Origin of the sequence: Rothia sp. HMSC069C04, assembly GCF_001812895.1 — a bacterium.
In the GTDB taxonomy this organism is placed as follows: domain Bacteria; phylum Actinomycetota; class Actinomycetes; order Actinomycetales; family Micrococcaceae; genus Rothia.
In genome coordinates, this window is sequence record NZ_KV810742.1 from 125164 (window position 1) to 152159 (window position 26996).

Consider the following 26996-nt stretch of genomic DNA (forward strand, 5'->3'; position numbering starts at 1 on the left):
CGCTGTGCCCGCGCCGCTTGTGGCGCGGGCATTCCCAGGATTTTAGGTTTTCTAAGGAGGCGTGCCTTTGGCAGGCTACAACCCGCTGAGTTATTTCTCGTTCGGCAAGAAGAAGGATAGTTCGGAGGCTGCTGAGAGCGCCGAGCAGCTTGAGCGCGGGTCTTCCCGTGCTACCTCTTCCGCCAGTTCTTCTGCGCGCGCGGATACCGCTCCCAGCACCGCGAAGGATTCTGCTCAGCCTTCGGTAGATACTGACGCTGAGCAGGAGCCTCTACTGAAGGTGGTTAAGGGCTCCCCCACTCCGGAGGAGATTGCCGCCCTCACCGCTGTGGTTGCGATGATGCAGGCGAGCGCCGCAAAGCAGGAGCAGAACTTGCTGGTGGGTGCCGCTTCGCGCATCCTGAACCGCGGTCAGCGCCTGGGTGTTTCGTTGCGTCCCGGCCCCGGTTCGTGGAGGCGCGCTCGCCCCATGTAATGCGGGCTGCTAACTATGCTTCTTATATTCCCGTCACGCCAGCCGGTGTGACGGGAATATATTGTTTTGCCTCAAATTCAAGATTTATATTGCGTTATTGAACATCTAATGCGCTGGTTCTTGCGGTTTTGTCATATTAGAAACGATAAAGCGATGATGATACGCCCTGATGCTACGATGTATATACCATCACAATAGTGTTAGTAAATTGGCAGGGACCATGGCAAAGATGCTGAATAAAAACCATAGGCCCCCACCGGATGTCTATATCACGCTTCTGTTGCCGACGCTACGGCGCTTGTCGAAGACTGTGCCCCGCACCGCCGCCTATGTTAGCGAGCAGTTGCGGCAGCAGACTAAGGCATTGGGGTCGAAGAAGAACCTACCGGCTCTTGAATCCACCGATTTTGCGGTGGCTGTGCGTACCACCTTGAAAATCTTGGTGGCACTTCGTTATGCCCAGCTTATGCCTCGTTTGACCCCGTGGGAGAAGAGGAAGTACCTGCTCACTCCCCTGGGCGCCGAGCTGACCTGCACCCCGCATCTGCACGGTTCGGTGCCGCCGCGTGTGGTGAAGCAGGTGCAGGCGTTGTGCTCTCAGAGTTTGACGGCAAAAAGCGTGAAGAAGCTGAAGAAGCAGGCGAACGCGCTACTGGAGAATGCGCAGGAGGAGCATCGCCTCATTTTTGGCACTCCTGATACCGGCGTCCTTCATGCTCTGCCGCATTTCTCAGGCGCTGATCATGCTGATGCCGCCACCGCTGCTTATGAGGCAACCGGCGCGGCGCATCTTGCGCATGCTTTGAATTCTGCGGAGGCTGCGGGGTCCTGGCCCGCCGGTCAGTCACCTCTGGATATTATTTTGCGTGCCAGCGATTCGCCGGTGATTCACGCTCAGGCTGAGTTCGCGGAGCATTTTACGCAGGATTTGATTCAGCATATTCACGCGGTGACGCCAGAATATTTTGAGCAGATTGTTGCCGATATTTTTACGGCTCTTGGTTTTAACACCGAGGTAACCGGCGGTGCTGATGATAAGGGTGTTGACGTTATTGCCCGCTATTCTGATGGCCTGGATTTCGCGCCGATTTATATTCAGGTGAAGCATTATTGCGGAACTATGAAGGTCACCCCCAACGAGATTCAGAAGCTTGCCGGTGCAGTGCTTCTGCACGGCGGCCTGCAGGGTGTTTTGGTGACCTGCGGTGCTTTTGCGCATCCGGTTCCCGAGTATTTGCAGGGTTTGCCCGGCGCTCGCAATATTGCGCTGGTTGATCGACACCAGTTGGTGGAGCTGATGATTCGTCACCGTGTGGGTGTTCTTGATGGTGAGGGCGAGTGCGGTTACCGCATTGACGAGGAGTATTTTGCTCGCGGATTGGAGTAACCGGGGGCTTGGGGTAAGTATTTTCCTCTGAATGTCTCTGGTCTTCGCGCATTTCCCACGTCATTTCACTTAATGTATTTTCACTTTTCCTTGAGGATATTTTTCACATATCGGCTGGTTTTAGAAATCTAGGTTATTTCTCGAACCAGCCGATACAATAATGAAGGTAATGCGTTATATATTCTTCGCATTATTTCACGAAGTGAATATACCCGTGACGGTCTAGACACTTCACCCCAATTTATAGCGTTCTTTTCTGAAGTGTTCGTCGTTGAAGACGGTGCGTAAGCGGGACGGGTTGAGAAAAAACTACCTACCCTGCTTCTCTTCGCTTCTCTTCACTGCGGGATTTCAAAGTGCCGGCCCAAAAATAAAGATGGTGCCGCTCACTTTCGTGATTATTTTCCCGTTCGCATGACTGCACTTTATGAAGAACGCCTGCACGATAAATAACACTAGATAAGGAGCCCGGCGTGGCTTTTGTGAATAAAACAATGCTCCATATCGATCATTCCGAATTGCACTCTTTGCAGCAGGAAACCTCGTGGGAGGCTCTACCCGAGGAAGCACGCACTCTCAGCATTGCGGCGGCTTTCTCTCTGCTCCGCCATTTTGAGCGCGCGCAGGATCGTGGCGAGAAGGTTTTCTTCCCCGATATGTACACCCCGGTTGGCGTGGACCTGGGTTTCAACATGACTCAGCGTTTCATTGCGGTCGGTGACAATGTCCTCTTCCGTGAGGCACTCAATAAGCTGATTGCGGCGCTGGTCAATGCTGATTATCTTGAGGTGTCCCTCAGCCAGTTGCATCCGGGCAACCTGCACTACACCCTCAGCGAGGCTGGCCGTGAGCTTTTGGGTACCCCGAAGGAACAGCAGGCGCAGGCTCTTCTGCCGGTTCTGCCTCTGCAGAGCGGCGTGTACCTGCACTATCTGAAGCAGTTCTACCCGGTTCTGCTCTCGCACATTACGGTGCGTGAGCTTCTGCCCATTGTCCTGAGCGTTACCCCGTCCTACCCTGCGGCGGCGCCCGTGAAGATTCGCGAGCTGGTGCTGCGTGAGTGCGGTTTCGTGCAGGGTTGGTACGGTCTGTCGTATCTGGAGCAGCGCATCGTGGAGCCGGTGATTGCTCAGGCGTTGAGCCTGCTGACCCGTGAGGGCTACCTGCGCACCAAGACCATTCACGAGCACACGGATTCGCCGCTGACGCTGTACTCGCTGTCCCCGTCTGCGAAGGAGCTGGTGGCTCGTCACGAGGAGACCGGCGTGCCCGCAAGCGAGCTGAGCTCCGTACTGGCGCTGGTGAAGGATGAGGGCACCTCGATTACCGCTGAGGATATTGCCGCAACCGATGCTCTGCTGACCCATATGGGCGTTCTTCTGCTCGATACTCTCAACGACCACGGCGCCGATGTGGAGCTGAGCCTTCCGAGCCTGGAGCAGGTCTTTGACCGCGACGAGCGCATTCAGCAGGCGTCCTCGAACCCCTATTTTGTGCAGATTGACGCGCAGGATTACCTCTACGATGTGCTGATCGCCCACCACTACCTGTCCGAGCGTGAGACCGTCTACTCGCTGGGTCCTGCGTTTGCACCGGCTTTGGCGCAGATGGTTGAGCCGAGCGTTCAGAAGCTGGTGGCTTCGGCTCTGCTGGATCCTGCAGCGGTGGATGCTCTGCCGTACCCGCATCAGTTGCTGTACCCGATTCTGAAGCTCGTGGAGGAGAACCCGCGTATCTCCTACTACGACATCTACGATGAGTTGAAGCTCGCCCTGGATATCCCGTACCTGCAGGGTGAGATTGCTCCGCACCGTTATAAGCTGACCCCGCGTCTGCGTAACCGCTATTCGGTGGCGATGCACGTGCTGAAGGGCGAGCGCTACCTGGATGCTCTGCGTGAGGGTACCGGTCGTACTTCCCGCAAGAACCCGGAGCGTTACGAGCTGAGCGAGGCGGGTAAGGAGCTGCTCAAGCGATTCCCGGAGGGTGCTCCGGAGGCGGTGACCGCCCGCATGGCGCCGCTACCGCCGCAGTCGCTCAAGCACAAGCTGCCTCAGGATATTGCCGCTGAACTGCAGGCTCGTGAGGAGGCTCTTCAGGCTGCTAAGGAGGCGCGCGCGACGGAGCGTCAGGCTCGTCTGGCGGCCCGTGAGGGTCGTGAGCCGTTGGCTCCGGTGCCGGGTGCTTCTCCGGCGCTGTTGGCGCGTCCGGCTGGTTCGCCGGTAGCGGCTCCTACCCAGGCGACTACTGCCCAGGCACCCGCTGAGGTTCCGGCGGCACCGGTCGCTGCGGCTACCGCCCAGCCTGCCGTGCCCGCTCCTGCTGTTTCTGCGCCCGCTGTTTCTACACCCGCCGCGGCTCCTGCCCAGCCGGTTGTTTCCGCTCCGGCTGTTTCGGCTGCTGAGTCCTCGACCGCGCTGCAGGTGGCTGCCGCGCAGGTGCGTGAGGCTCTGAAGCGTTACCGTCAGGTCTTCCGCCGCGAGGCGCTGGCTCCGGCGCTGGCTCAGGTGTCTGAGGAGCGTTTCCGCAGCATTGGTTTCGATCTGTTCCTGATGCGCGGCTACACGGTGGAGGCTCTGGAGGCTCAGGGCGTAGATGGTGTGGCAACTCCCGCCACCGGTGAAAAAGAACGCGCATTCTACGTGCGTACTCTGCGCCCGGTAGCGAACGGTGTGCTGTCCGCGAGCGTTCAGCCGCAGGATATTACCGCGTTCTTCCTGGCGATTCACGCCCGCGGCGGTCAGCTCGGCACCTTCATCACGAACGCGGCGTTCAGCGATGAGGCGTACGACGAGTTCATCCGCTGCTCGACCAAGTACCCGAACATTCTGGTGGATTTGGTGTCCGGCGATGAGCTGCAGGACCGCCTCATTGCGCACCGCCTCGGCGTGGTCGAGAGCGCAAACGGTCTGCTGGAGCTGAACGGTGAATACTTCGCCGGCTAAGTCACCAGCTAGCAGCTTTTAGCCCATCTTGGGTATGCCCCGGTTTTCTCTCTCCTGCACGTTCAGGTGGGAGAAAGCCGGGGCATTTTCGCGCCTGCGCCCCGGTGAGTTGTCCACAGGTGAGCCCTTTTCGTCGTGTTCGGTGCCGCTCAGCCCGTAATATTGCCGGTTTAAGCGAGCTAAATCACCGAAAATCGTGGTTGGAGGCACACCCCTGCGTTAGGATATGAACATGAGCACTTACCAGGAACTTCCCAGCATCTACCGATTGAAGCGCTCGCTGACCGACGTCGATCAGATTGCTAACGAATACTTTGAAAAGGTCCTCGACCTGAACCCCGTCCATGCAACCGAGCTTGGTCGTAAGGGCGTAGAGACCCTGTACCCCGATTACTCGCCCGCCGGCGAGAAGGCTTTTGCGCGCCTTGCGAAGAAGACTTTGAAGAAGGTCGATAACGTCCTGCCTATTGATGACGTTGACCTGGTCACCCTGGATGCTCTGCAGGAGCGTCTGAGCCTGTACCGCAAGCAGTACAAGGCTGGTTTTGGCGGCTGGCAGCTGAACAATATTGCGTCCGTCCCGCAGGAAGTGCGCTCGGTCTTCGACCTGATGAAGCGCAACACCCAGCAGGATTGGGAGCATATTGTTGGGCGTATGCACCGCGTCACCGAGGCACTGGAGGGATACATCCAGACTCTTGAGGCGGCTCGTGAAGAGGGTAAGGTTGCCCCGCGCCGCCAGGTGGATATTGTCATTGAGCAGACCGCCGCGTACTACGCTCCCGGTGGTTTCTTTGATGATTTGGCGGCTGAGGTCGCCGAGGCTGTCCCCGCCCTGAAGGATGAGGCTGCCGCCGGTGCCGAGGCTGCGAAGGAAGGCTACCGCCGCCTCAACAGCTACCTGGTGGAGAAGCTGCAGCCGGTCGCTCCCTCCCGCGACGCTGTGGGCCGTAAGGCGTACAGCCTGCACTCCCGTTCGTTCCTGGGCACCACCATTGACCTGGACGAGACCTACGCCTGGGGCGTGAAGGAGCTGGAGAGCATTATTGCTCGTCAGCGTGAGGTTGCCGAGGAGATTGAGCCGGGCGCAAGCATTGAGCGTGCGAAGCAGCTGCTCGATGAGGATCCGGCACGTCAGCTGCACGGCACCGATGAGCTGAAGGCGTGGATGCAGAAGCTCGCCGACGCCGCGGTGGAGAACCTGGCGGATACTCACTTTGAAATTGGCGGCCCCATGCGCCGCATTGAGTGTTGCATTGCGCCCACGAACGAGGGTGGTATTTACTACACCGGCCCCTCCCCCGATTTCTCGCGTCCGGGCCGCATGTGGTGGTCGGTTCCCGAGGGTGAGGACACGTTCACTACCTGGCGTGAAACCTCCACCGTGTACCACGAGGGTGTTCCGGGCCACCACCTGCAGATTGCTATCGCCACGGCTCTGAAGGGCACCATGAACTCCTGGCGCACGAACATGCTGTGGGTTTCCGGTCACGGTGAGGGCTGGGCGCTGTACGCCGAGCGCCTCATGGAGGAACTGGGCTACCTGAAGGATCCGGGTGACCGCATGGGTATGCTGAACGCTCAGCGTATGCGCGCCGCCCGCGTGGTCTTCGATATTGGTGTTCACTGCGAGATGCCGATTCCCGCCGAGTGGGCTGAGCAGCTGGGCGTTGAGCCGGGCACCATCTGGACTTCTGAGCTGGGTTACGAGTTCTTGAAGCTGAACCTGGACGAGTCCGAGGGCCACTTGCGTTTCGAGTTCCTGCGTTACCTGGGTTGGCCGGGTCAGGCTCCGAGCTACAAGATTGGCGAGCGCCTCTGGCTGGAGCTGCGCGATCAGGCTCTGCGCCGCGGCGATGACATGCGTGCATTCCACACGCGTGCGCTTCTGCTCGGTTCGGTGGGTCTGGACACTCTGCGCCGCGCTCTGACCGATGAGATGATGCTCCCTCTGGACACTGAGGATGACGACGATGAGGACGATGACGAGTAGCCTCTAGTCTGCTCGCTCCTCGTCGAGTGGTTTTCTAGAGTCTCTGAACTGGAGTCCCTGAACTAGAGCCTTGAGATTAGGAACTCTATAGATGAAGCCCCCGCTTCAGCTTTGCGGCTGATGCGGGGGCTTCGCTGTATTTTCGTGTCTTCTGCAGGATATATCTTCTGGGGGCTATGTCTTCTGAAGGCTATCCGAAGTTTGCGGCACCGGGGTCCATGGTGCCGAATCCCATGCCGGTGGAGTCGTTCAGATCCACCAGGTGCGGGGCAAAGCGGCACCAGTAGTCGGTGAGCGCGCCATTCGATTCGCGGATGCCCACGCCTACGGTGCGTCCGTCGACCACCCACACGCCGAGAATGGGGTGGCTGACCGGGTTGATAATGCCTTCGTAGCGCGGTGCCGGGATGTACTCCTGGTAGATGAATTCGCTTTCGGGGGCGTTGGCGAAGAAGTCGTCGTCTTCGGGCTTGATGAAGACGTCGTAGTCGGGGGCGTAGATTTCTACGCCGTCGCCTTCGCGTCCGAAGATGGGTTTGCGAACCCAGTTGCGCATGCCGCCGCGGTGACCCGCGTAGGTGGGTACGAGGTTCGGGTGGCCGGGGTACTTATCCCAGAGCGCGGCAAGCAGCAGCTTATTGGAGAGGAACATCTTCCACGCCGGCTCAATCCAGCGCTGCATGGAGTCATGGTAGGCGAAGAGGAGCTTGTCGTAGCCTGCTTCGCTGTCGGTGACCAGGTCTTCCCAGGGGTAGAGCTTGAAGAGGTTGGTGATGGCGCGTCCGTAGGCGTCTTCCCAGCTCTTGGTGTCCTCGTTGAAGATGACTTCGTCGATGGGAATCATGTGGGTTTTGATGCCCGCCTGCTGCGCCGAGTAGGCGATGAGCCAGAGGTTGTTGTAGTCCTCGTTGTTCTCGTCAATCTCGGGGCTCACGTGCGCCAGGTGCAGTACGGGCTGCACGCCAGCGGCAATTTCGGCTGCGAAGATGTGGCGCCAACGGTTGGTGAAGGCTTCGCCGATTTCACCCCAGTGGGCGTAGCCGCGGGTATCGAGGCGTTGGTCTTTCGCCCAGGTTTTCTGGCTGACTGCCGCCTCCACGATGCCGGTGGGGGTGTCTGCATTGTATTCGAGCAGCTTCATCGGGTCGCCGGGCACCCCCGAGTAGGTGAAGTCGAAGCGTCCGTAGAAGTCGGCGTCGCGGCGGTTCCAGGATTCTACGGCGAGGTTGAACGCCGCCTGGGGCAGACCGAGGGTGCCGAACGCGCCGGAGGCAATGTACTCGACGGTTTCCAGGCACATGCGGTGCATTTCTTCCGCCTGGGCGCGCACAGAGTCCATTTCTTGCGGGCTGAAAATGTAGGCGGCGTATTCGTTCCAATAGTGGTCGGTGTCGTGGGGGCCGTCCACGCTGTAGGTGAGGCCTTCCTCAATGATGACGTTCTCCCAGTCGGGTCGGCCGACGGGAAATTCTTCACGGCGCATGAGGGGCTAGGCTCCTTCGAAGTAGTGATTGGAAAATAGTGAGGAAAATGCGGGCGGGACCGTTCAGTCCCTGCCCGCATTCAGTGTGATGGCTTATGGCTTAGCCGCCGGAGGTACCGCCACCGGACTTCGAGCCGCCACCGAAACCGCCCTTGCTACCTGACTTCGAGGAAGAGCCAGACTTGGACGAAGAACCGGACTTCGAGGACGAACCCGACTTGGAGGACGAACCCGATTTGGAGGTGTTCGACTTGCTGTAGGAGCCGGTGCTACCGCTATTGCTGGTGCCCTGCTTACCGCTGGAGACCGAGCCAGTGGTCTTATTACGCACCGAAGAGGTCTTACCGGAGTTATTGGTGCTGGTCACCTTACCCGAGGAGACAGTGGAGGACTTCTTCGCACTACGGTAGGAGTCTTCGAAACTACCGCCCTTGGAGGACACGCCGCTGTAGACGGTGCCGTTGCTGGGGCGGGTGGTGCTGCCTCCGGAGAGCTTAGTGCCCACACCCGGAACCGTGGGGGTGCCGGTGGAGTTTGCGGCACTCTGGCGACCTAGGTAGTACCAGAGGAACGCATTCGAATTATTGTGAGTGGTGGTCGAACCAGAAGTGCCCGAAGACCCAGAAGATCCGGAGGAACTAGAGGAACCCGACGAGTTCGAGGAGCCCGAGGAATCGCTGCTGGATGAGTCGGTCGGCTCCTGAACGCCTGCCTTCTCACATTCGCTATCTTCCACGCGCAGGCCGGTCTTCGCATCCTGGCAGACGCGGGCGTACTCTTCGCCCTGCGACAGGAACGCGTTCTCTTCCTGGTGCATGGAGTTGTAGGCGAAGATGCCACCGCCAACCAGCAGCACGCCAGCGCCCGCTACGGCAATCATCTTGGCGATGCCGGGGCGGGTCGCGCCCAGGTTCAGGGTCTGCTGGGCAGAGGTCTGTGCGGCGCGGGTAGCAAAGTTGGCGACTGCTTCCATGCGGTTGCCGGGCTTCTTCGGGCCGTTGGGGGTGGTGGTTCCGCCGGGGTATTGGGGAGCAGAACTCATGCATCTCTCCTTGAAAGGTGGTGCGTGGCGTATTGCTCAACGCGTATATGAAGCTGAGTGGGTACAGCATCATCCGGCGACTTTCGCCGGACTATCGGTGTGATTCCAGCATATCAAGCTCTAGCTTTCGGCTTATTAGCTGACGGCAAAATCTCAGCAAGCTTCCCCGCATGTTGCGCAGTTGTTTCCTTTCTGTTTGCTTTTGCGATGATTCCCCCTTAAATATCTGCCTCTACCTACCTCAACAAACTGCCGTTACGCTCGCTTGCAGGCGGGCCTACCGGATGGTCACGATTCGTCACATCTGCCCTGCCCTGCGCCTGGTTGAAACACTTCTTCACACAAACTCGCGCCCGAGTGCACAAAAGTTTTAGAGTATGCCACATGTCTACACCGCATGCATCATCTCGTTCACGTCTGCCCAAGTGGGCTACTTCTTTCGGCAACCAAATCATTGCCTCACTCATTCTGGGTATTGTTCTCGGCGCGCTCGCCCTCGCACTGGGTGGGGACGCGAAGAGCAACCCCAACTGGCTCATGGTGACCTTGGATACCATCGGCTCCTCGTACGTCACTCTGCTGAAGGCGGCCGTTGTTCCGCTGATTTTCACCGCCGTGGTCGCCTCCATCTCTAACCTGTCGCAGGTGACGAACGCGGCACGCCTGGCGGTTAACACGCTCATCTGGTTTGCGATTACCGCGTTCTTCGCGGTGCTCATTGGTATTGCGATGGGCCTGATCGTTCAGCCGGGCGTGGGTGCGCAGGTGCAGGGCAAGGCGTACACTGGCTCGACCGGTTCGTGGACCGCGTTCCTGACCGGTCTGATTCCGGTGAACTTCCTGGGTCTGGGTGTCAGCGCTAAGTCCGGTGATTCCGGCATCACCGCCTCGGCGTCCTTCAACGTGCTGCAGATCCTGGTCATTTCCGGCGCGGTCGGCATTGCCGCGCTGAAGGTTGGCGAGGCTGCCAAGCCGTTCATTGACGTGGTCAAGAGCGCCCTGGCGATTATTCAGAAGATTCTGTGGTGGATTATTCGCCTGGCACCGCTGGGCACCGTGGGTCTGATTGCTAAGGCTGTGTTCGCGTACGGTTGGGCGTCGATGGGTTCGCTGGTCGCGTTCGTTATCGCCCTCTACATTGGTCTGCTTCTGGTCTTCCTGGTGGTCTACCCGATTATTGTTCGGGCGAACGGTCTGTCGGTCCGACAGTACTTCTCGGGCGTGTGGCCAGCGCTTCAGCTGGGCTTCGTTTCCCGCTCCTCGATGGGTTCGATGCCGATGACCCAGACCGTTGCCGAACGCAACCTGGGCGTTCCCCGCGCCTACGCATCCTTCGCGGTTCCCCTGGGTGCGACCACCAAGATGGACGGCTGCGCTTCGGTTTACCCGGCTCTTGCCGCAATTTTCGTGGCTCAGTTCTACGGTATTCAGCTGGACTTCACCCAGTACCTGCTGATCGTGATGGTGTCCGTGCTCGGCTCGGCTGCGACCGCTGGCACAACCGGCGCTATCGTAATGCTGACCCTGACCCTTTCCACTCTGGGTCTGCCGCTGGACGGCGTGGGTCTGCTCCTGGCGATTGACCCGATCGTTGACATGGGTCGTACCGCTCTGAACGTTGCCGGTCAGGCTCTGGTTCCCGCGATTGTGGCTCGCCGCGAGGGCATCTTGGATGAGGAGCTCTACAACGCTCCCCGTTCGGAGGGCGGCTTCGTGGCTCAGGAATTCTACGATGAGCGCATCGCCGGCGAGGCCCAGCGACTTCACGAGGTGGAGGACGCGGTACGCCGCTAATCTGGCAAGCTAATCTGGCAAAGGCTCACACACACGGCGCTAGGCGGTACCGCTTAGCGCCGTGCAGCTTCTCTCTCTCCCCCCCCCCATGCCCTCAGCATGGGCAAAATACATTTGTCAAACGTCATAAAAACGTCACGATTGATTCTTCTTTTCTTTAATTCTTGAGAAGAGTTATGATTTTGAACGGCGTGTTCCATCTCCTACGTGGTTGAGGGGGATGGGACACGCTCTTTTTTATGCCCGCCGGTTTTATGCCTTTCGAGCTCGATGCTCCGCCCCCAGGTTACGCCCCCCAGATTAGGCCAAGGACCCGTGTTCAACGCTGACGCACCGGCGGAGGCTTCCACCCAGTGACCCTCAATCTGCACCCCAGAGTAAAACCCGAAAGTAAAACTCTCCGGCAACGCTTAAAATAGAACCCATGACTACCAGCGCTTCACCGACCCGACTAATTCTTGCCTCCGCCTCCCCGGCGCGCCGCAAGCTCCTGGAAGACTCCCGCATCGCATTCACGGTGCGAGTCTCCTCCGTAGATGAGGACGCCGCGCTCGCTACCGCCAACGAACAGGCGCGAGCGCAGGGACGTGCGGGACTCACCCCGGCTGAAACCGCCTCCCTGCTGGCGCAGTTGAAGGCGCAGGCAGTTGCCGCTGAACTTGCCGCCGAGGGTGTGCGCGATGCGCTGGTTCTGGGATGCGATTCGGTCTTCGAGTTTGAGGGAGTCGCCTACGGCAAGCCCCACACGGCGGAGGCGGCACGCGAGCGCATCAGTGCGATGAGCGGCAACTACGGCGTACTGCATACCGGTCACGCGCTCGTGGATTTACGCGGTATTGAGCCGGGCGCCGCACTGCCTGTTGCTTCCGACCTGCCTACCGTTTCCGAACTGCGCAGCGCCACCGTCCACTTTGATGAGCTCAGCCCCGAAGAAATCGAGGCGTACATTGCTACCGGTGAGCCGCTCTGGGTGGCGGGATCCTTCACCCTGGACGGTTACGGTTCGGCGTTTATTCGCGGTATTGAGGGTGAGTTCCACACGGTGGTGGGCCTGTCCATCCACGCACTACGCGATATGCTGCGCCGCCGCGAAGTAACGGTGACCGAGTTGTGGCTACCGCCCGAGGAAGAGAATTAGAACCAACCCACAGTATAAATCTGTCTCAAAGCGCGCCCTGAAATACACATTGTTGAACACCAATCGATAAGATAGAACAGTATGATGCGCGTTATATTCGCCAATCCTGCCGATGTATCCTTGGAGCAGGAGATTAAAGGAGAGCTTTAAGTGACTCAGCACCAGGCAGAAGCCGCCAAGAAATTTACTGCAGTCCCCGGCCGTCACACCGGCCCGGTCAGCAAGATTCTGATCGCTAACCGCGGTGAAATTGCTGTCCGCGTGATTCGCGCAGCCCGCGATGAGGGTCTGCAGACCGTCGCCGTCTACGCTGACCCCGACCGCGACGCCCAGCACGTAAAGCTCGCCGATGAAGCCTACGCTCTCGGCGGTGCCACTGCGGCGCAGTCCTACCTGGTGATGGATAAGCTCATTGAGATTGCTATCCGCTCCGGCGCTGACGCCGTGCACCCCGGCTACGGTTTCCTCTCTGAGAACGCGCAGTTCGCTCAGAAGTGCATCGACGCGGGTCTGACCTGGATTGGCCCCTCCCCCGAGTCCATTACCCAGCTGGGCGATAAGGTGGCGGCACGCCACATCGCGCAGAAGGTGGGCGCTCCCCTGGTGCCCGGCACCAAGGACCCGGTCAAGTCCGCCGATGAGGTTGTTGCCTTCGCGGATGAGCACGGTCTGCCCATTGCGGTGAAGGCCGCATTTGGTGGCGGTGGCCGCGGCATTAAGGTGGCGCGCGACCGCGAGAGCATTGTTGAGATGTACGAGTCCGCTGTTCGTGAGGCTACCGCGGCGTTCGGTCGCGGTGAGTGCTTCATCGAGCGCTTCCTGGATTCGCCCCGCCATGTTGAGACCCAGTGCCTGGCGGATGCGCACGGCAACGTTGTGGTGGTTTCCACCCGTGACTGCTCCCTGCAGCGCCGCAACCAGAAGCTCATTGAGGAGGCACCTGCCCCCTACCTGAGCGATGAGCAGAACGAGCGCCTGTATGAGGCGTCCCGCGCGATTCTGCGCGAGGCTGGCTACCAGGGTGCCGGCACCTGTGAGTTCCTGGTCGGCACCGACGGCACCATTTCCTTCCTTGAGGTCAACACTCGTCTGCAGGTGGAGCACCCCGTCTCCGAGGAGATTTCCGGTCTGGACCTGGTTCGTGAGCAGTTCCGTATTGCCCGCGGCGAGAAGATTGAGGAGAAGGACCCGGTTCTGCGTGGTCACTCCTTCGAGTTCCGTATTAACGGTGAGGATGCGGGCCGTTCCTTCATGCCCGCCCCCGGCACCATCGAGAAGCTGACCGTGCCCACCGGCCCCGGTGTTCGATGGGATTCTGGCTTCGTGGCTGGCGACGTTATCGGCGGCAACTTCGACTCCATGCTGGCTAAGCTCATTGTTACCGGCGCAGATCGTGAGCAGGCTCTGCAGCGTGCCCGCCGTGCCCTGGCTGAGCTGACCATTGAGGGCATGCCCACCGTCGTCCCGTTCCACCGCGTCGTGCTGGATGACCCCGCCTTCGCACCGGCTGAGGGCGGCGAGTTCAAGGTGCACACCCGCTGGATTGAGACCGAGTTCAACAACACCATCCCCATGTACTCCGGTGCGCCCGGCAGCGTGGATTCCGATGAGGACGAGCGCACCACCGTGGTCGTTGAGGTCAACGGCAAGCGCATGGAGGTGTCCCTGCCCGAGCTGGGCGGTGGCGCTAAGCCTGCCGCTAAGCCCGCGTCCAAGACCCGCAAGTCCCGTTCGGCACGTAGCGCGGCAAAGGGTGGCGGCGACGAGCTGACCAGCCCCATGCAGGGCACCATCGTGAAGGTAGCGGCTTCTGACGGCGACACCGTCGCTGAGGGCGACCTGATTCTGGTGCTGGAGGCGATGAAGATGGAGCAGCCCATTACCGCGCACAAGGCGGGTAAGGTTTCGGGACTGTCAGCTAAGGCCGGCGATACCGTCACCTCCGGTGCGGTGCTGGCGACCATTAAGTAACGCTTCGCCTCGATACTGAGGTCTCGATACCGCGGTCTCGCGACTGCGAGCGCTATAGGCTATACGAATCCCCCGGAGGGGTATGAGGTCATGTCTCGTATCTTTCCGGGGGATTTTCTATGTCCGCTCTTGCCTGTTTAGGTGGGATTTACGCCGCTAACCCTTGTGTTCGCGTCCAGATAGTGGCTGTATTTGTTTGGGTTTTTCTGAACAGAGTTATAATGTTGCACTTTAGAGGAGCCTTTCAGATTCCTACGCCCACCGCACCCACCCGGTGCGGTCACGGCACCCGATACGCGCCTACGGCACACCCGCCTCACGCGCTGACCGGTAACGGACGCCCCGGCTCCACCTGTACACACAGTTCACCATTTCGGGAGTTTTCCTTATGAGCACCTCTGCACCCGACACGAAAGTGTCTGCTGCATCGGTGAAGAATACGACTCCTCGCAGTCGAGTTATTCTCGCCTCGCTCGTTGGTACCACCATCGAGTTCTACGATTTCTACATTTACGCCACCGCAGCAGTGGCGGTGTTCCCTGTGCTGTTCTTCCCCGCGAAGGACGCAACCACCGAGCTTCTGGCTTCCTTCGCGACCTTCGGCGTCGCCTTCATTGCCCGCCCCCTCGGTTCCGTAATCTTCGGTCACTTCGGCGACAAGATCGGTCGTAAAGCAACCCTCGTTGGTGCGCTACTGACCATGGGTCTGGCGACCTTCATCATCGGCCTGCTGCCCACCTATCACCAGATTGGTCTGTGGGCACCGGCCATGCTGACCATTATGCGTTTCTGCCAGGGCTTGGGCCTGGGCGGCGAATGGTCCGGTGCGGCACTGCTCGCGAGCGAATATGCTGAGGACGGCAAGCGCGCCCGCGCCGCCATGTGGCCTCAGCTGGGTGCACCCATCGGCTTCGTGCTTGCGAACGGCTTCATGCTGTTGCTGACCAGCTGGATTTCCTTCAACTCCGCAACCGACGGCAAGAACCTTGATCACCCCTTCCTCATTTGGGGTTGGCGTATTCCGTTCCTGCTGTCCATCGTGATGGTTGCTGTCGGCCTGTACGTGCGTTTCAAGCTAGAGGAGACCCCCGTCTTCGCCAAGGCTGCCGCTAACAACGAGAAGGTGAAGACCCCGCTCGTTGAGGCGTTCAAGGTCGCTTGGTGGCCCATGATTCAGGGCACCTTCATCATGGTGGCGTGCTACGTTCTGTTCTACCTGATGACCGCTTGGGTTCTCTCCTACGGTATCGGCAAGGCTGATAAGGGCGGCCTGGCTATCCCCTACCGCGAGTTCCTGATTATTCAGCTGATTTCCATCATCGGCTTCGCAATCTTCATCCCGATCTCGGGTTGGCTAGCTGATAAGTACGGCCGCCGCACCCAGCAGCTGTGGACCACCATCGCGATGGCTGTCTTCGGTCTGTCCTTCGGTCTGTTCATCTCCCCCTCCGTTGTTGGTACCGGCGCGAACGCAAACGCCGCTGTAGTTACCCTCTTCATCTTTATCGGTATGTGTCTGATGGGTCTGTCTTTCGGCTCCATGTCCGCATACCTGCCGGAGCTGTACCCCACCAACGTGCGTTACACCGCCAGCGGTATCGCCTACAACGTGGCGTCCATCCTCGGTGCGGCGCTGACCCCGTTCGTGGCTGTTTGGCTGAACACCTCCTACGGTGTGGGTGCCGTGGGCGGCTACCTGGCGTTCGCCTCGATCCTGAGCGTTGTCTTCATCCTGCTCACTCACGAAACCCGTGACGTGGACATGAACGCCGTCAGCACCACGAAGTAAAGCTTCGAGTAGCTAACGCGTCTCTACGGCAAAGCGGTGGGGGTCGCCTCCTGAATTTCTTAGATTCAGGAGGCGACCCCCACCGCTTTTATACTGTTCCGGGATACTGCACCAGGCGGGGAACGCTCGGCTCAGCACCTAACAGGTTTTGAGCCTTACAGACCGCGAGTGTGCAGCTTGCGTGCCGCCTCAGCAATAGAGCCAGAGAGCGAGGGGTAGACCGTGAAAGTATCCGCCAGGTCATCCACCGCGAGCTTCTTCTCCACCGCCAGGGCAATGGGGTAAATCAGCTCGGAAGCACGCTGACCAACCACCACACCACCAATGACGGTGCCGGAGTGGCGGCGAGCAAAAATCTTCACGAAGCCATCGCGCATCGCCATCATCTTCGCGCGCGGGTTGGTGCTCAACTGCAGGGTCACCGCATCGCCACGGTACGCGCCCTCAGCAAGATCCTTCTCGCTCACACCCACGGTCGCAATTTCCGGGGAGGTGAAGATATTTGCGGCAACCTTATCGGTACGCAGCGGGCGCACCGCATCACCGAGGATGTGCGCCATAGCGATACGGCCCTGCATTGCAGCCACGGAAGCCAGCGGGTACACGCCCGTGCAGTCGCCAGCGGCGTAAATGCTGTTCACGCTCGTGCGGGACACGCCGTCCACCTTAATATGGCCGCTCGGGGTCTGCTCCACACCGGCAGCTTCCAAGCCCAAATCCTCAGTGTTCGGAATCGAACCAATAGCCACCAGGCAGTGAGTGCCAGAGACCTTACGGCCATCGGACAGGGTCACGATGACACCTGAGCCGTCCTCAGTACGCTCAACAGCAGCCGCACGGGAACGCGGCATCACTCGCACGCCGCGACGCTCAAAGACGTCCTCCAGCACGCGAGCTGCGTCCTCGTCCTCACCGGGAAGCACACGGTCACGCGAAGACACCAGCGTAACCTTAGACCCCAGACCGTTATATGCCGAAGCGAACTCCGCACCGGTCACACCCGAACCAATCACAATCAGTTCCTCGGGAACTTCGGAGAGGTTGTACAGCTGAGTCCAGGTCAGGATGCGCTCGCCATCAGGCATACCGGTCGCCATTTCGCGCGGATGCGTACCCACCGACAGCATCACAAAGTCCGCCTGCAGGGGGTAGACCAGACCAGCTTCATCGGTCACCTGAACGGTGTGGCGGTCCAGGAGCTTACCGGTACCGTGAATAATCTTCACTCCTGCAGAAGCCAGGGCGCGCTTAATGTCGGCAGACTGCTGCTGAGCCAGGTCGCGGACTCGGCGGTTCACACGGTCCATATCAACACGAAGCTGCGGAGCCTTACCCTTCGTATTTTCAATGCCCAGGCTACCGGCCTCGGAGAAGCGGGTCATCATATCCGCCGTAGCGATTAGGGTCTTAGAGGGCACAACGTCAGTCAGAACGGCGGAGCCACCAATGGCATTACGCTCAATCAGAGTCACGTCCGCGTTGGATGCGGCAGCCACCATCGCTGCCTCGTAGCCGCCGGGGCCACCACCGATAATTACAATTCGCTGAGATGCGTAGTTCACCTTTGAAGTCATGCCTTAATTGTGAGCTATGCCGCCTGCGCGGGGCAAACGCACTCGCCGTGCAGATGTGCCATATTGTGGCAATCTGCACGGCGAGCATTTTCTGACGTGGCAACCCGGTATGACCGGGCACTCCCCTGCCCCTGTTTCCTCTAGTCCTCGAGAGCCTGCGGCTTCTCCGAATAAATCGAGTTAATGAACTTCTCAGCCCACTGCAGCATCGCGCCGTCCACCAAGTCCTTACCGCCAACCGGCATGGTCTTCGGGCGCGGAACCAGCGTCAGCCAGGTATCCATGCCCTTCGGCTGAGCGTGCGTGGACCCCGGATACACGCGCTTCAGACGCATCTGACGGGACTCCGGCAGCGGCGTAGCGGTCACCACACGCACCTTCGGCCCCAATACCACCAGCTCATGAATACCGGCGGCACGGGCGTGCATACGCACCGTCGCCACGGCAAGCAGGTTCTCTACCGCCTCCGGCAGCTCGCCGTAACGGTCAACCAGTTCCTCGCGTGCCTCCGCAATCTTCTCTTCGGTATCGGCGGCGGCAATCTGACGGTATGCCTGCAGGCGCAGACGCTCCGAGTCAATGTAGGTGTGCGGAATATGCGCGTTGACGGGCAGGTCAATCTTCGTTTCGACCTCGCGTTCTTCCTTCTCGCCGCGGTAGTTCGCCACCGCCTCGCCCACCAGACGCAGGTACAGGTCAAAACCCACACCCGCAATGTGACCGGACTGTTCGCCACCGAGCAGGTTGCCGGCACCGCGAATCTCCAGGTCCTTCATCGCGAGCTGCAGACCCGCACCCAGCTCATTGTGGGTCGCGACGGCCTTCAGACGCTCGTGCGCAATCTCGCCGAGGGTCTTATCCACCGGGTACAGGAAGTACGCGTAGGCGCGCTCGCGGCCACGACCCACACGTCCGCGCAGCTGGTGCAACTGGCTCAGACCGTAGTTCTGGGCGTGGTCCACGATGAGCGTGTTCGCGTTCGAAATATCCAGGCCCGTCTCAACGATGGTGGTGCAGACCAGCACGTCAAAGCGGCGCTCCCAGAAGTCCACAATAATCTGCTCCAGGCGCGATTCGCTCATGCGGCCGTGGGCGGTGGCGATGCGCGCCTCCGGCACGAGCTTGCCGATTTCGGCGGCAACGTCGTCGATGTCAGCCACGCGGTTGTGCACGAAGAACACCTGTCCTTCACGCATGAGCTCGCGGCGGATTGCGGCGGTAATCTGGCTGTCTGTTCGCGGACCGACGAAGGTCAGCACGGGGTGGCGTTCCTCCGGCGCGGTGGCAAGGGTGGAGGTCTCACGAATACCGGTTAGCGACATTTCCAGGGTGCGCGGAATCGGGGTAGCACTCATGGCGAGCACGTCCACGTTGGTGCGCATCTGCTTGAGCTTTTCCTTATGCTCCACGCCAAAGCGCTGTTCCTCGTCAATGATGACCAGGCCCAGGTCCTTGAACACTACGCTGTCCGAGAGGATGCGGTGGGTACCGATCACCACGTCCACCGCGCCGGATGCGATTTCTTCGGTAATCTGGCGGGTTTCCTTCGCCTTCTGGAAGCGGGAGAGCACGCGAATCTTCACGGGGAATCCCGAGAAGCGCTCGCTGAACGTCTCGTAGTGCTGCTGCGCGAGCAGGGTCGTGGGTACGAGTACGGCAACCTGTTTGCCGTCCTGCACCGCCTTGAATGCGGCACGTACGGCGACCTCGGTTTTGCCGAAGCCCACGTCGCCGGAGATGAGGCGGTCCATGGGGATTTCTTTCTCCATGTCTTCCTTCACCTCGTGGATGGCGGTGAGCTGGTCGGGAGTCTCGTTGTAGGGGAAGGATTCTTCCAGCTCTCGTTGCCAGGGGGTGTCTGGGGCGAAGGCGTGACCGCGCGATGCCTGGCGTGCCGAATAGAGTTTCACCAGGTCGGCGGCGATTTCCTTGACTGCTTTGCGAGCGCGGGACTTGGTCTTAGCCCAGTCACTACCGCCCATCTTGGACAGGCTCGGGTTCTCGCCACCCACGTAATTGGAGATGAGGTCCAGCTGGTCGGAGGGCACGAAGAGGCGGTCGGGCGCGCCGCCGCGCTTGGCGGGGGCGTACTCGATGACCAGGTATTCCTTCATGGGCTGCACGCCGTTGACCGGGGATGCACCAGCCACCGGGCGGGAGGTCATCTCGACGAACCTGCCGATGCCGTGGCGTTCGTGTACCACGTAGTCGCCGGGGTTCAGCGCGAGCGGGTCGACCGCGTTGCGGCGGCGGCGTGTCTTGAATTTTTGTCCGGCGGCGCCTCGGGGTGCGTAGGTTCCGCGGCGGCCGAGCAGTTCGGCTTCGGTGAAGACGGCGAGCTTCGCCTCCTCGATGAGGAAGCCTGCGGAAGCGGGCGCCTCGCACACCTCGACGATGCCGTGTTCGAGTTTGCCAGCGGGGTCGGCTTCGAGGCTGGTTCGGCGGGCTGCGGGTACGGCGGGTGCCCCTTCGCCGGAGTGGAAGAGGTCGATGAGGCGGTCGGTGGAGCCGCGGCCGTTGGTGAGGGCGAGGACGGTCCACTGTTGCTGGATGAGGTCGCCGACCTGGCTGAGCATGCGTTCGACGGATCCGTTGAATGCGGTTGCGGGGGTGGCGTTGACGGTGTAAGTGTCGATGCCATCTTCGATGGCGTCAGCGATGCTCTGGTTTTCGAGTGCGCCTGCGGCGGCATCTTCGAGCAGGTCTGCGTCGGTGACGAGTTCGGTGATTTCCCACCAGCTGAGCTTGGCTTCGAGTGCCTGTGCGGTGGTTTGGTCGATGGTGCGGAATCCGCTGTCGCTCATGCGGAGCTGTCCGAGGTCGATGGGTGCTACTGCGTCGGCTTCTGCGGAGGTGCCCCAGGCGGCGGCGAGGAATTCTTCGTTGGTGGCGACGAGGTCTTCGGCGCGGGCGCGCACACGCTCGGGTTCGACGTTAATGATCATGGACCCAGCCGGCAACAGCTCGGTGAGGGTGTTCATGGATTCGATGAGTAGCGGGGTGAGTGATTCCATGCCTTCGACGTAGATTCCGCCGGCAATCTTCTCAAGCATGGCTGCGGCTGCCGGGTAGTCGGCTTTCAGGCGTGCGGCGCGGCTCATCACCTCGGGGGTGATGAGCAGTTCGCGGCAGGGTAGCAGGGTGAGTTCGGTGAGTTCTTCTCCCCCGCTGAGGGTGCGCTGGTCGGCGACGGAGAAGTGGCGCATTTCGTCGAGTTCGTCACCGAAGAATTCGAGGCGGACGGGGGTGGTTGCGGTGGGCGGGAAGACGTCGATAATGCCGCCGCGTACGGCGTATTCACCGCGCTTGGCGACGAGGTCTACACGGGAGTATGCGGCGTCGTTGAGGCCTCGTACTACATCTTTGAAGGGGTATTCTTTGCCGCGGATCAGGTGCACGGGTTCAAGCTTTTCAATGCCGGTGACGATGGGCTGGATGACGGCGCGTACGGGTGCGATGACGACTTGGGGGCGTTTAGCCGCGTCCCCGGTCATGGCGCGCAGTACCTGCAGGCGGCGGCCTACGGTGTCGGAGCGCGGTGAGAGGCGTTCGTGGGGCAGGGTTTCCCAGGCGGGGAAGAGCGCGATGTCTGCGGCGGGCAGGTAGGAGCGCAGGGCTGCGGCGAGGTCTTCTGCTTGACGGTCGGTGGGGGCGATGATGAGGCTGAGCGCTTCGGCGGTGGTATCGCGTACTGCGGTGGAGATGTCTGCAATGAGCGCGGCGTGGGTTCCGGCGACGGCGCCGATGAGGGTGCGTGCGCTACGTTCGGTGGGCTTCGCGGAGGCGGCGGTGCGGATCGCGGCCCAGCTGCTGAGTTGGTTGAGGGTGTTCAGGAGGGGGTGCAGGGGTGCCTCGAGGGGCTGTGCGGTAGCTTTTCGGGTGGTGCTCACGGGTTCTCCTGAATCTGGGGTCTTCGCCTGCGGCGGTTGAGCTGGTGGAGGGCTGCTATGGATGGTCAGTACAGGGCGGTGCCGGTTGGGGTGCCCGAGTGAATTTGCCTTTATTTCATGGTGCTTTTTGTGCGTTTTGGGGTGTTTTTTGCGGCTTTTCCATTGTAGGACTTGTCTGCATTTTCTGGCATTTTTCTCCTGTGTTCTTCTGCGGTGGAATATATTCCTTTTTGCACTCGGTTGTCGCTTTCATGGGTGATATTTGAGTATGGTTTTCTTCCGTGTCTGTTCCTGTGCCACAACGTTCATCGCATGGGGTGCAAATCACACACTCATGGACATCTTTGCACTTTGTGCACCATTATTTTCACAGCTTAATCCTGTACCCTAATCATTAACGCTTACAGAAAAACCAGACAGTATATCCCCTTCCGGATTCTGTTTACCTCTTCCAACCAACCTCAGGTTTTCAGTATTTACTGCGGTTTTTCTAGTGCGCTAAATTCACCGTATCTTTCGATGTTTCTTCCGGAACGTCGCATCAGAAAGACGCATATGACAACCACATACACGAACAAACCCACTGAAAAGCCCCATGTCCGTTCATGGTCTGCTAAAAAGTGGGCCGCTTTCGCACTCGCTTTTGGTACCGCTTTCACTGCGGCACCTCTTACTCCTACTACTCCCGCCTCGGCTGCGACCGGAACCCATGATGGTTCCAGTAGCGATAAGGCGGCTGCCTCTTGCTACGAGGTCAAGCAGGTTAATCCTTCTGCCTCCTCTGGCACTTACTGGCTGTACACCCCGCAGATGAGCGGCCCGGCGCAGTTCTACTGCGATCAGGAAACTGATGGCGGCGGCTGGGTCATGATTGGTCGCGGTCGTGAGGGTTGGACCGAGTCTTACAACGGCACCGGCGACCCGAATCAGCTGCACCAGAACCCCACCGGCCCTTCCGCTTTTACTCCGGTCCAGCTTCCCGCAAACACTGTCGATGCGCTGCTGAACGGCATTAAGCCTCAGGACCTTCCCGATGGCATGCGCCTGCACCGTGCCCACAACGCAAGGGGCACCCAGTGGCAGAACGTTTATGTTCAGCGTCCTCAGACTGAGCAGTGGACCTGGGCGATGAGCTACGGTCAGCGTTGGGGCACCGTGAAGTTCACCGGTGCCGGCATTAACCGCACCGCTCATATGGGCGGTTCCCCCTCGGAAATGGCTCCGGGCATTACCACCAGCTCGGTTCGTTTCTTCGCGAACCCGAACCAGGGCTACCAGATTGGTTTTGCGTACGGTGCACTGGTGAACTTCGGTAATGAGAATTCTGATTCGTATATTTACCACAAGCGCGGTTCCTTCGGTTACTCTATCCCCTTCACTCAGGTGTTCCTGCGCCCGAAGCTGACTCAGCGTGACTTGAACTTCTCGCAGATTGGTTCTGGCTCTGCCGCCAGCAACCGTCGTGCTCTGCCCAATAGCTACACGATGCCCGTTCGTTGGCGCACCAGTGAACAGACTGGCACCGGCAAGAAGAACGAGATGAACACTTACGTTCAGGCTATTACTCAGGTAGGCGACACCGTCTTCACCGGTGGCGACTTCAAGTATGTGGAGTCGGCTGGCGGCGAGCGCGTTGATCAGTCGTACCTGGCTGGTTACAACGTGGATTCGGGTGAGCTGGTTCGTTCCTTCCGCCCGACTTTCAACGGCCAGATTAAGGCTCTGGAGGCTCTGCCGAATAACCGCCTGGCAGTTGGCGGCGAATTTACCGAGGTGAATGGCGAGAAGGTTAACCACTTCGTCATTCTGGACGCGACCACCGGTCAGATTGACCGCACCTGGGACCTTCAGATTCAGCGTCGCAATGGCGATGCCGCACAGGTGAAGACTCTGCTGGTTCAGGACGGTTACCTGTATATTGGCGGTAACTTCACCCATGTAAAGGGCAATACGTCTAAGGCGTACGCTTACTCGCGTGGTGCCGCTCGTATTAAGCTCTCGAACGGTGCGGTGGATTGGAACTGGCGCCCGAACTTTAACGGTACGGTCAACGGTATTACCGCTGCATCCGACAACTCGACTGTTCACGCTGCGGGTTACTTCACTGAGCTGAATAACCAGCGCGCGTTCCGCCTGGCGGCGCTGAATGGTTCTAACGCTTCGAACATTAAGTGGGAGTGGGAGCCGTCGCTGAAGCTGAACATTACTGACCGCATTGTGTACGCGTTCCAGTTCGATGTTCAGGATGCTGGTTCGACCGTGTGGACTGGCGGCGCTGACCACCTGATTGCGAACTACTCGAAGAACGGTTACGGCCGTATTTCTTCGTCTATCTCTAAGTACGGTGGCGACTGGCAGGATCTGCATCTGAGCGGTAACACCATTTACGGTGCGTGCCACTGCGGTGATGTCCTCTTCGAGGGTTCGACCGGCTACCACACGTATTGGAAGGAATCGAAGGCGGTTCACCGTATGCGCCTGGTCGCAGCGTTCGATAAGGATAGCGGCGAAGTCATCGGCGAGTTCAGCCCGGTTCTGAAGGGCGCTAGCGGCTACGGTGTTTGGGAGTCCTTCGTGGATTCTCGCGGCAACCTGTGGGTTGGTGGCGACATTAACCGTTCGCTGGGTGCTAATGGTGAGCAGCGCACTGTCGGTTTTGCTCGTTTTGCTCCTCGCGATGTGACCGCCCCGTCGACTCCGTCGAATCTGTCGGTTCAGCGTGATGGCTCGACCGATAAGCTGTCTTGGTCTGGTGTTCGTGAGAGCGGTGCTCGCTACCAGGTGCTGCGTGATGACCGTGTGATTGCTACGGTCTCGGGCACCAGCTACGAGGTTGAGCATACTGATGGCGCTCGCTACTATGTGCGTTCCATCGATGCGTCTGAGAACTTCTCGGCTTCCACGGGAGCTGCTCAGGCTTAGGTCAGATTGTTGATCTAGTTTCTTTGAGCCGCCGCCTGGTTCGGGCTCTGCAGGGTTTGCGGGGTCCGGGTCAGGCGGCGGTGCACCCGGGGTGTATGCCCTCTATAGTTTTGGTTCGGTCCGGTTTTCCCAGTTTGCTATCTCTTCGCCTCTGCGGCGGCTATGATGGGTTGGGATTCATTGCGTCGGATGGGTTGCTTCCGTCCTTTCCGATGATGGGCTGAATCTTGGTCTGTGGTGTTTCTTCGCTGTTGGTACGACAGAGGAAACTTCACAGATTTTTAGCGTTCCGCTTCGTACGGGTACGGTGCCATTGTTGGCTTCGTGCGTGAGGGGTGGGGCGTATTCATTCAATTTCCGATAACTACACTCACTGATTCCGGCTACAGACTCGCTGTTAGCGCAGTTCATAACGCTTCCCCCTTACCCCGATGCCTGGTCACTATGCTGTGCCTTGTGTGGGGTGGGTGTTGCTGTGTGAATTGCAGTTTTCTGCTGTGTGCCGGTTGAGGTCTCTAGGAGAGACAAATGAATTTTCTTCCGTTCACGCGTGGAGGGCGCGCGCAGGGTGCTGCTTCCTCCGCTTCTGAGGGCTCTCGCGTAGCTTCTCGCTCCGGGTCCCGTGCTTTGGGTGCGGCGGCTGCTTCTTTTGCGATGGTTGCGGCTTCTTTGGGTCCGATTGCTTCGGGCGCGCAGGCTGCTGATGCACGCTACTATGACGGTTCGTCGAGTGAGCGCGCGGCTGCGAGCTGCTGGGAGGTTAAGCAGAATAATCCGCGTGGCAAGAGCGGCGCGTACTGGCTGTACACCCCTGCGATGAGTGCTCCTGAGCAGTTCTATTGCGATCAGGAAACTGATGGCGGCGGCTGGGTTATGATTGGCCGCGGTCGTGAGAGCTGGACTGAGAACTACTACGGTCGCGGTAATGCCGATCAGCTGTATAAGAACCCGACCGGCTTTGATGCGGTGCAGCTCTCCGGCGTGACCGTGAACGCGCTACTGAACGGTACCCGTCCGCAGGATTTGCCCGATGGCGTGCGTTTCCATCGCGCGATGAACGTTGAGGGCACTACCTGGCAGGATTTTAAGGCTCACCGTGATTCCAGTACCGAATGGACTTGGACTTTGCGTTCAAAGATGTTCTGGTCAAATATTTCGGTCAAAAACACCTGGCAGTACAGTAACCGTTATGACTACGCCAACCGTGGTCAGGTGGCTGGTAACATCTTCACCCATGATTCTGATGATTTCCGTTCCCTGAACTTCGAAGAGAAGGCATCGCAGGGCTACAAGCTGGGCTTCACCTACGGTCGCAACGCCAAGATTACATGGTGGACCGAGACCTACCTGATGAACCGTCCTTCGGCGTATATTTACCGCCCGGCGGATGATTCGACCACTCCCCTGGTATTTACTCAGATGTTCTTGCGCCCGAAGGTGACTCAGAACGATTTGGTGGCTAAGGGTCTGCATGATTATGGCCAGCAGGGCGCTGCGGCAAGTAACCGCCGCGCGCTACCCAATAGCTACTCCGAGAAGTGGAAGTGGCGTACCAGCGCTGAGACCGGTACCGGCAAGAAGGGTGAGATGAACACCCAGGTTGAGGCTATCACCGAGGTCGGTGGCGCTGTCTTTACCGGTGGCGATTTCGCGTACGTTGAGTCGGCAAGCGGTGAGAAGGTTGAGCAGGCTTTCTTGGCTGGTTACGAGGTGGGTACCGGCGAGCTGCGCCGTTCCTTCCGCCCGAAGATTAACGGTCAGGTGAAGTCGGTTGAGGCTCTGCCGAACGGCCTGCTTGCTGTGGGCGGTTCTTTCGACCAGGTGAACGGAGAGTACTACAACGGTTTTGTGATTCTGGATCCGCAGACCGGTCAGGTCGCTAAGGACTGGGATATCCGCGTGGTCAGCCGCATTGCTTCTGTCCCGGTGCAGATTAAGACCCTGCACGTGCGTGATGGCTACCTGTACATTGGTGGATCCTTCACTCACTTGAAGGGCCAGACCTCCCCCACCTACGCGTATGCGAGGAACCTGGCTCGCATTAAGTTGAGCAACGGTGAGGTGGACTGGAACTGGCGTCCGGTCTTTAACGGCACGGTTAACGGCGTGAGCGCTTCTGAGGGCAATGCCGATGTGTACGTCGCTGGTTACTTCACCCAGCTGAATAACCAGGAGGCGTTCCGTCTCGCTCATATGCAAGGCAGTAGCACGAACCCGGTGGCTTGGCACCACCGTCCTTCATACACCCCCAAGAATGCCCAAACCTGGGATTTGAAAAACGAGCGCAGGATGTGGGGCTTCCAGTTCGATGTTCAGGATGCTGGTTCCTCCGTCTGGGTGGGTGGCACCGAGCATATGATTACCCGTTACGAGAAGTCGAGCATGCGTCGCACAGACAGTGCGATTACTCGTGAGGGTGGCGACTTCCAGGATCTGCACCTGAGCGGTAACACCATTTACGGTGCGTGCCACTGCGGCGATTTCCTCTTCCAGGGCGCAGACACTGTCTATTCGGAGTGGGAGAACGCGACCAATGCTCAGACCATTCGCCTGGTAGCGGCTTTCGATAAGGACAGCGGTAAGATGCTGCCGG

General features: G+C 59.4%; 14 protein-coding genes. 10 read left to right on the top strand and 4 right to left on the bottom strand.

The features are described from left to right. Positions 1–61: 61 nt before the first annotated feature. The 4 genes from HMPREF2879_RS05660 to HMPREF2879_RS05675 all read left to right on the top strand — a co-directional run bounded on the left by HMPREF2879_RS05660 (position 62) and on the right by HMPREF2879_RS05675 (position 6800). Positions 62–475 carry an acyl-CoA carboxylase subunit epsilon gene (locus tag HMPREF2879_RS05660; protein ID WP_246822915.1) on the top strand — a complete coding sequence of 138 codons (414 nt, stop codon included), beginning with the start codon at positions 62–64 and terminating at the stop codon, positions 473–475. A 298-nt stretch (positions 476–773) separates the two neighbouring features. Next, complete coding sequence (locus tag HMPREF2879_RS05665; protein ID WP_070507799.1) at positions 774–1862, top strand: restriction endonuclease; 1089 nt, start codon at positions 774–776, stop codon at positions 1860–1862. A 473-nt stretch (positions 1863–2335) separates the two neighbouring features. Continuing rightward, on the top strand, positions 2336–4807 hold the full coding sequence (locus HMPREF2879_RS05670) for a restriction endonuclease (RefSeq protein ID WP_070635004.1): 2472 nt from the start codon (positions 2336–2338) through the stop codon (positions 4805–4807). A 232-nt stretch (positions 4808–5039) separates the two neighbouring features. Continuing rightward, on the top strand, positions 5040–6800 hold the full coding sequence (locus HMPREF2879_RS05675) for a DUF885 domain-containing protein (RefSeq protein WP_049358767.1): 1761 nt from the start codon (positions 5040–5042) through the stop codon (positions 6798–6800). A 190-nt stretch (positions 6801–6990) separates the two neighbouring features. Here the strand turns inward: HMPREF2879_RS05675 and HMPREF2879_RS05680 are convergent, their stop codons facing one another. After that, a complete protein-coding gene (locus HMPREF2879_RS05680; protein WP_070635005.1) occupies positions 6991–8283 on the bottom strand; it encodes a glutathionylspermidine synthase family protein in 1293 nt (430 codons plus the stop codon). Positions 8284–8383: 100 nt separating this feature from the next. Next, a complete protein-coding gene (locus tag HMPREF2879_RS05685; protein ID WP_044150695.1) occupies positions 8384–9325 on the bottom strand; it encodes a hypothetical protein in 942 nt (313 codons plus the stop codon). A 384-nt stretch (positions 9326–9709) separates the two neighbouring features. Between HMPREF2879_RS05685 and HMPREF2879_RS05690 the strand changes: the two genes are divergently transcribed. The 4 genes from HMPREF2879_RS05690 to HMPREF2879_RS05705 all read left to right on the top strand — a co-directional run bounded on the left by HMPREF2879_RS05690 (position 9710) and on the right by HMPREF2879_RS05705 (position 16017). Next, positions 9710–11119, top strand: coding sequence for a dicarboxylate/amino acid:cation symporter (locus tag HMPREF2879_RS05690; protein WP_049327968.1), 1410 nt, complete (start codon positions 9710–9712; stop codon positions 11117–11119). A gap of 424 nt (positions 11120–11543) precedes the next feature. Then, positions 11544–12257 (top strand): Maf family protein, encoded by a 714-nt coding sequence (locus HMPREF2879_RS05695; protein WP_070635006.1) that lies wholly within the window; start codon positions 11544–11546, stop codon positions 12255–12257. Positions 12258–12407: 150 nt separating this feature from the next. Then, positions 12408–14228, top strand: coding sequence for an acetyl/propionyl/methylcrotonyl-CoA carboxylase subunit alpha (locus tag HMPREF2879_RS05700; protein ID WP_049358701.1), 1821 nt, complete (start codon positions 12408–12410; stop codon positions 14226–14228). 388 nt (positions 14229–14616) lie between these two features. After that, positions 14617–16017: an MFS transporter gene (locus HMPREF2879_RS05705; RefSeq protein WP_070635007.1), complete on the top strand. Its 1401-nt coding sequence runs from the start codon at positions 14617–14619 to the stop codon at positions 16015–16017. Positions 16018–16172: 155 nt separating this feature from the next. Here HMPREF2879_RS05705 and HMPREF2879_RS05710 read toward each other — a convergent pair whose 3' ends face one another. Then, positions 16173–17591 carry an NAD(P)H-quinone dehydrogenase gene (locus HMPREF2879_RS05710; protein ID WP_049358705.1) on the bottom strand — a complete coding sequence of 473 codons (1419 nt, stop codon included), beginning with the start codon at positions 17589–17591 and terminating at the stop codon, positions 16173–16175. A gap of 140 nt (positions 17592–17731) precedes the next feature. Continuing rightward, positions 17732–21481, bottom strand: a complete 3750-nt coding sequence (mfd, locus tag HMPREF2879_RS05715) for a transcription-repair coupling factor (RefSeq protein WP_070635008.1) — start codon at positions 21479–21481, stop codon at positions 17732–17734. A gap of 555 nt (positions 21482–22036) precedes the next feature. Here mfd and HMPREF2879_RS05720 point away from each other — a divergent pair. Both HMPREF2879_RS05720 and HMPREF2879_RS05725 read left to right on the top strand, forming a co-directional pair. After that, the gene (locus tag HMPREF2879_RS05720; protein WP_049358241.1) at positions 22037–24403 is read left to right on the top strand and encodes a fibrinogen-like YCDxxxxGGGW domain-containing protein; all 2367 of its coding nucleotides are present in this window, start codon (positions 22037–22039) and stop codon (positions 24401–24403) included. Between the two features lie 528 nt (positions 24404–24931). Beyond that, positions 24932–26996, top strand: a 2065-nt coding sequence (locus HMPREF2879_RS05725) for a fibrinogen-like YCDxxxxGGGW domain-containing protein (protein WP_070542652.1), incomplete at its 3' end; no start/stop codon positions are given.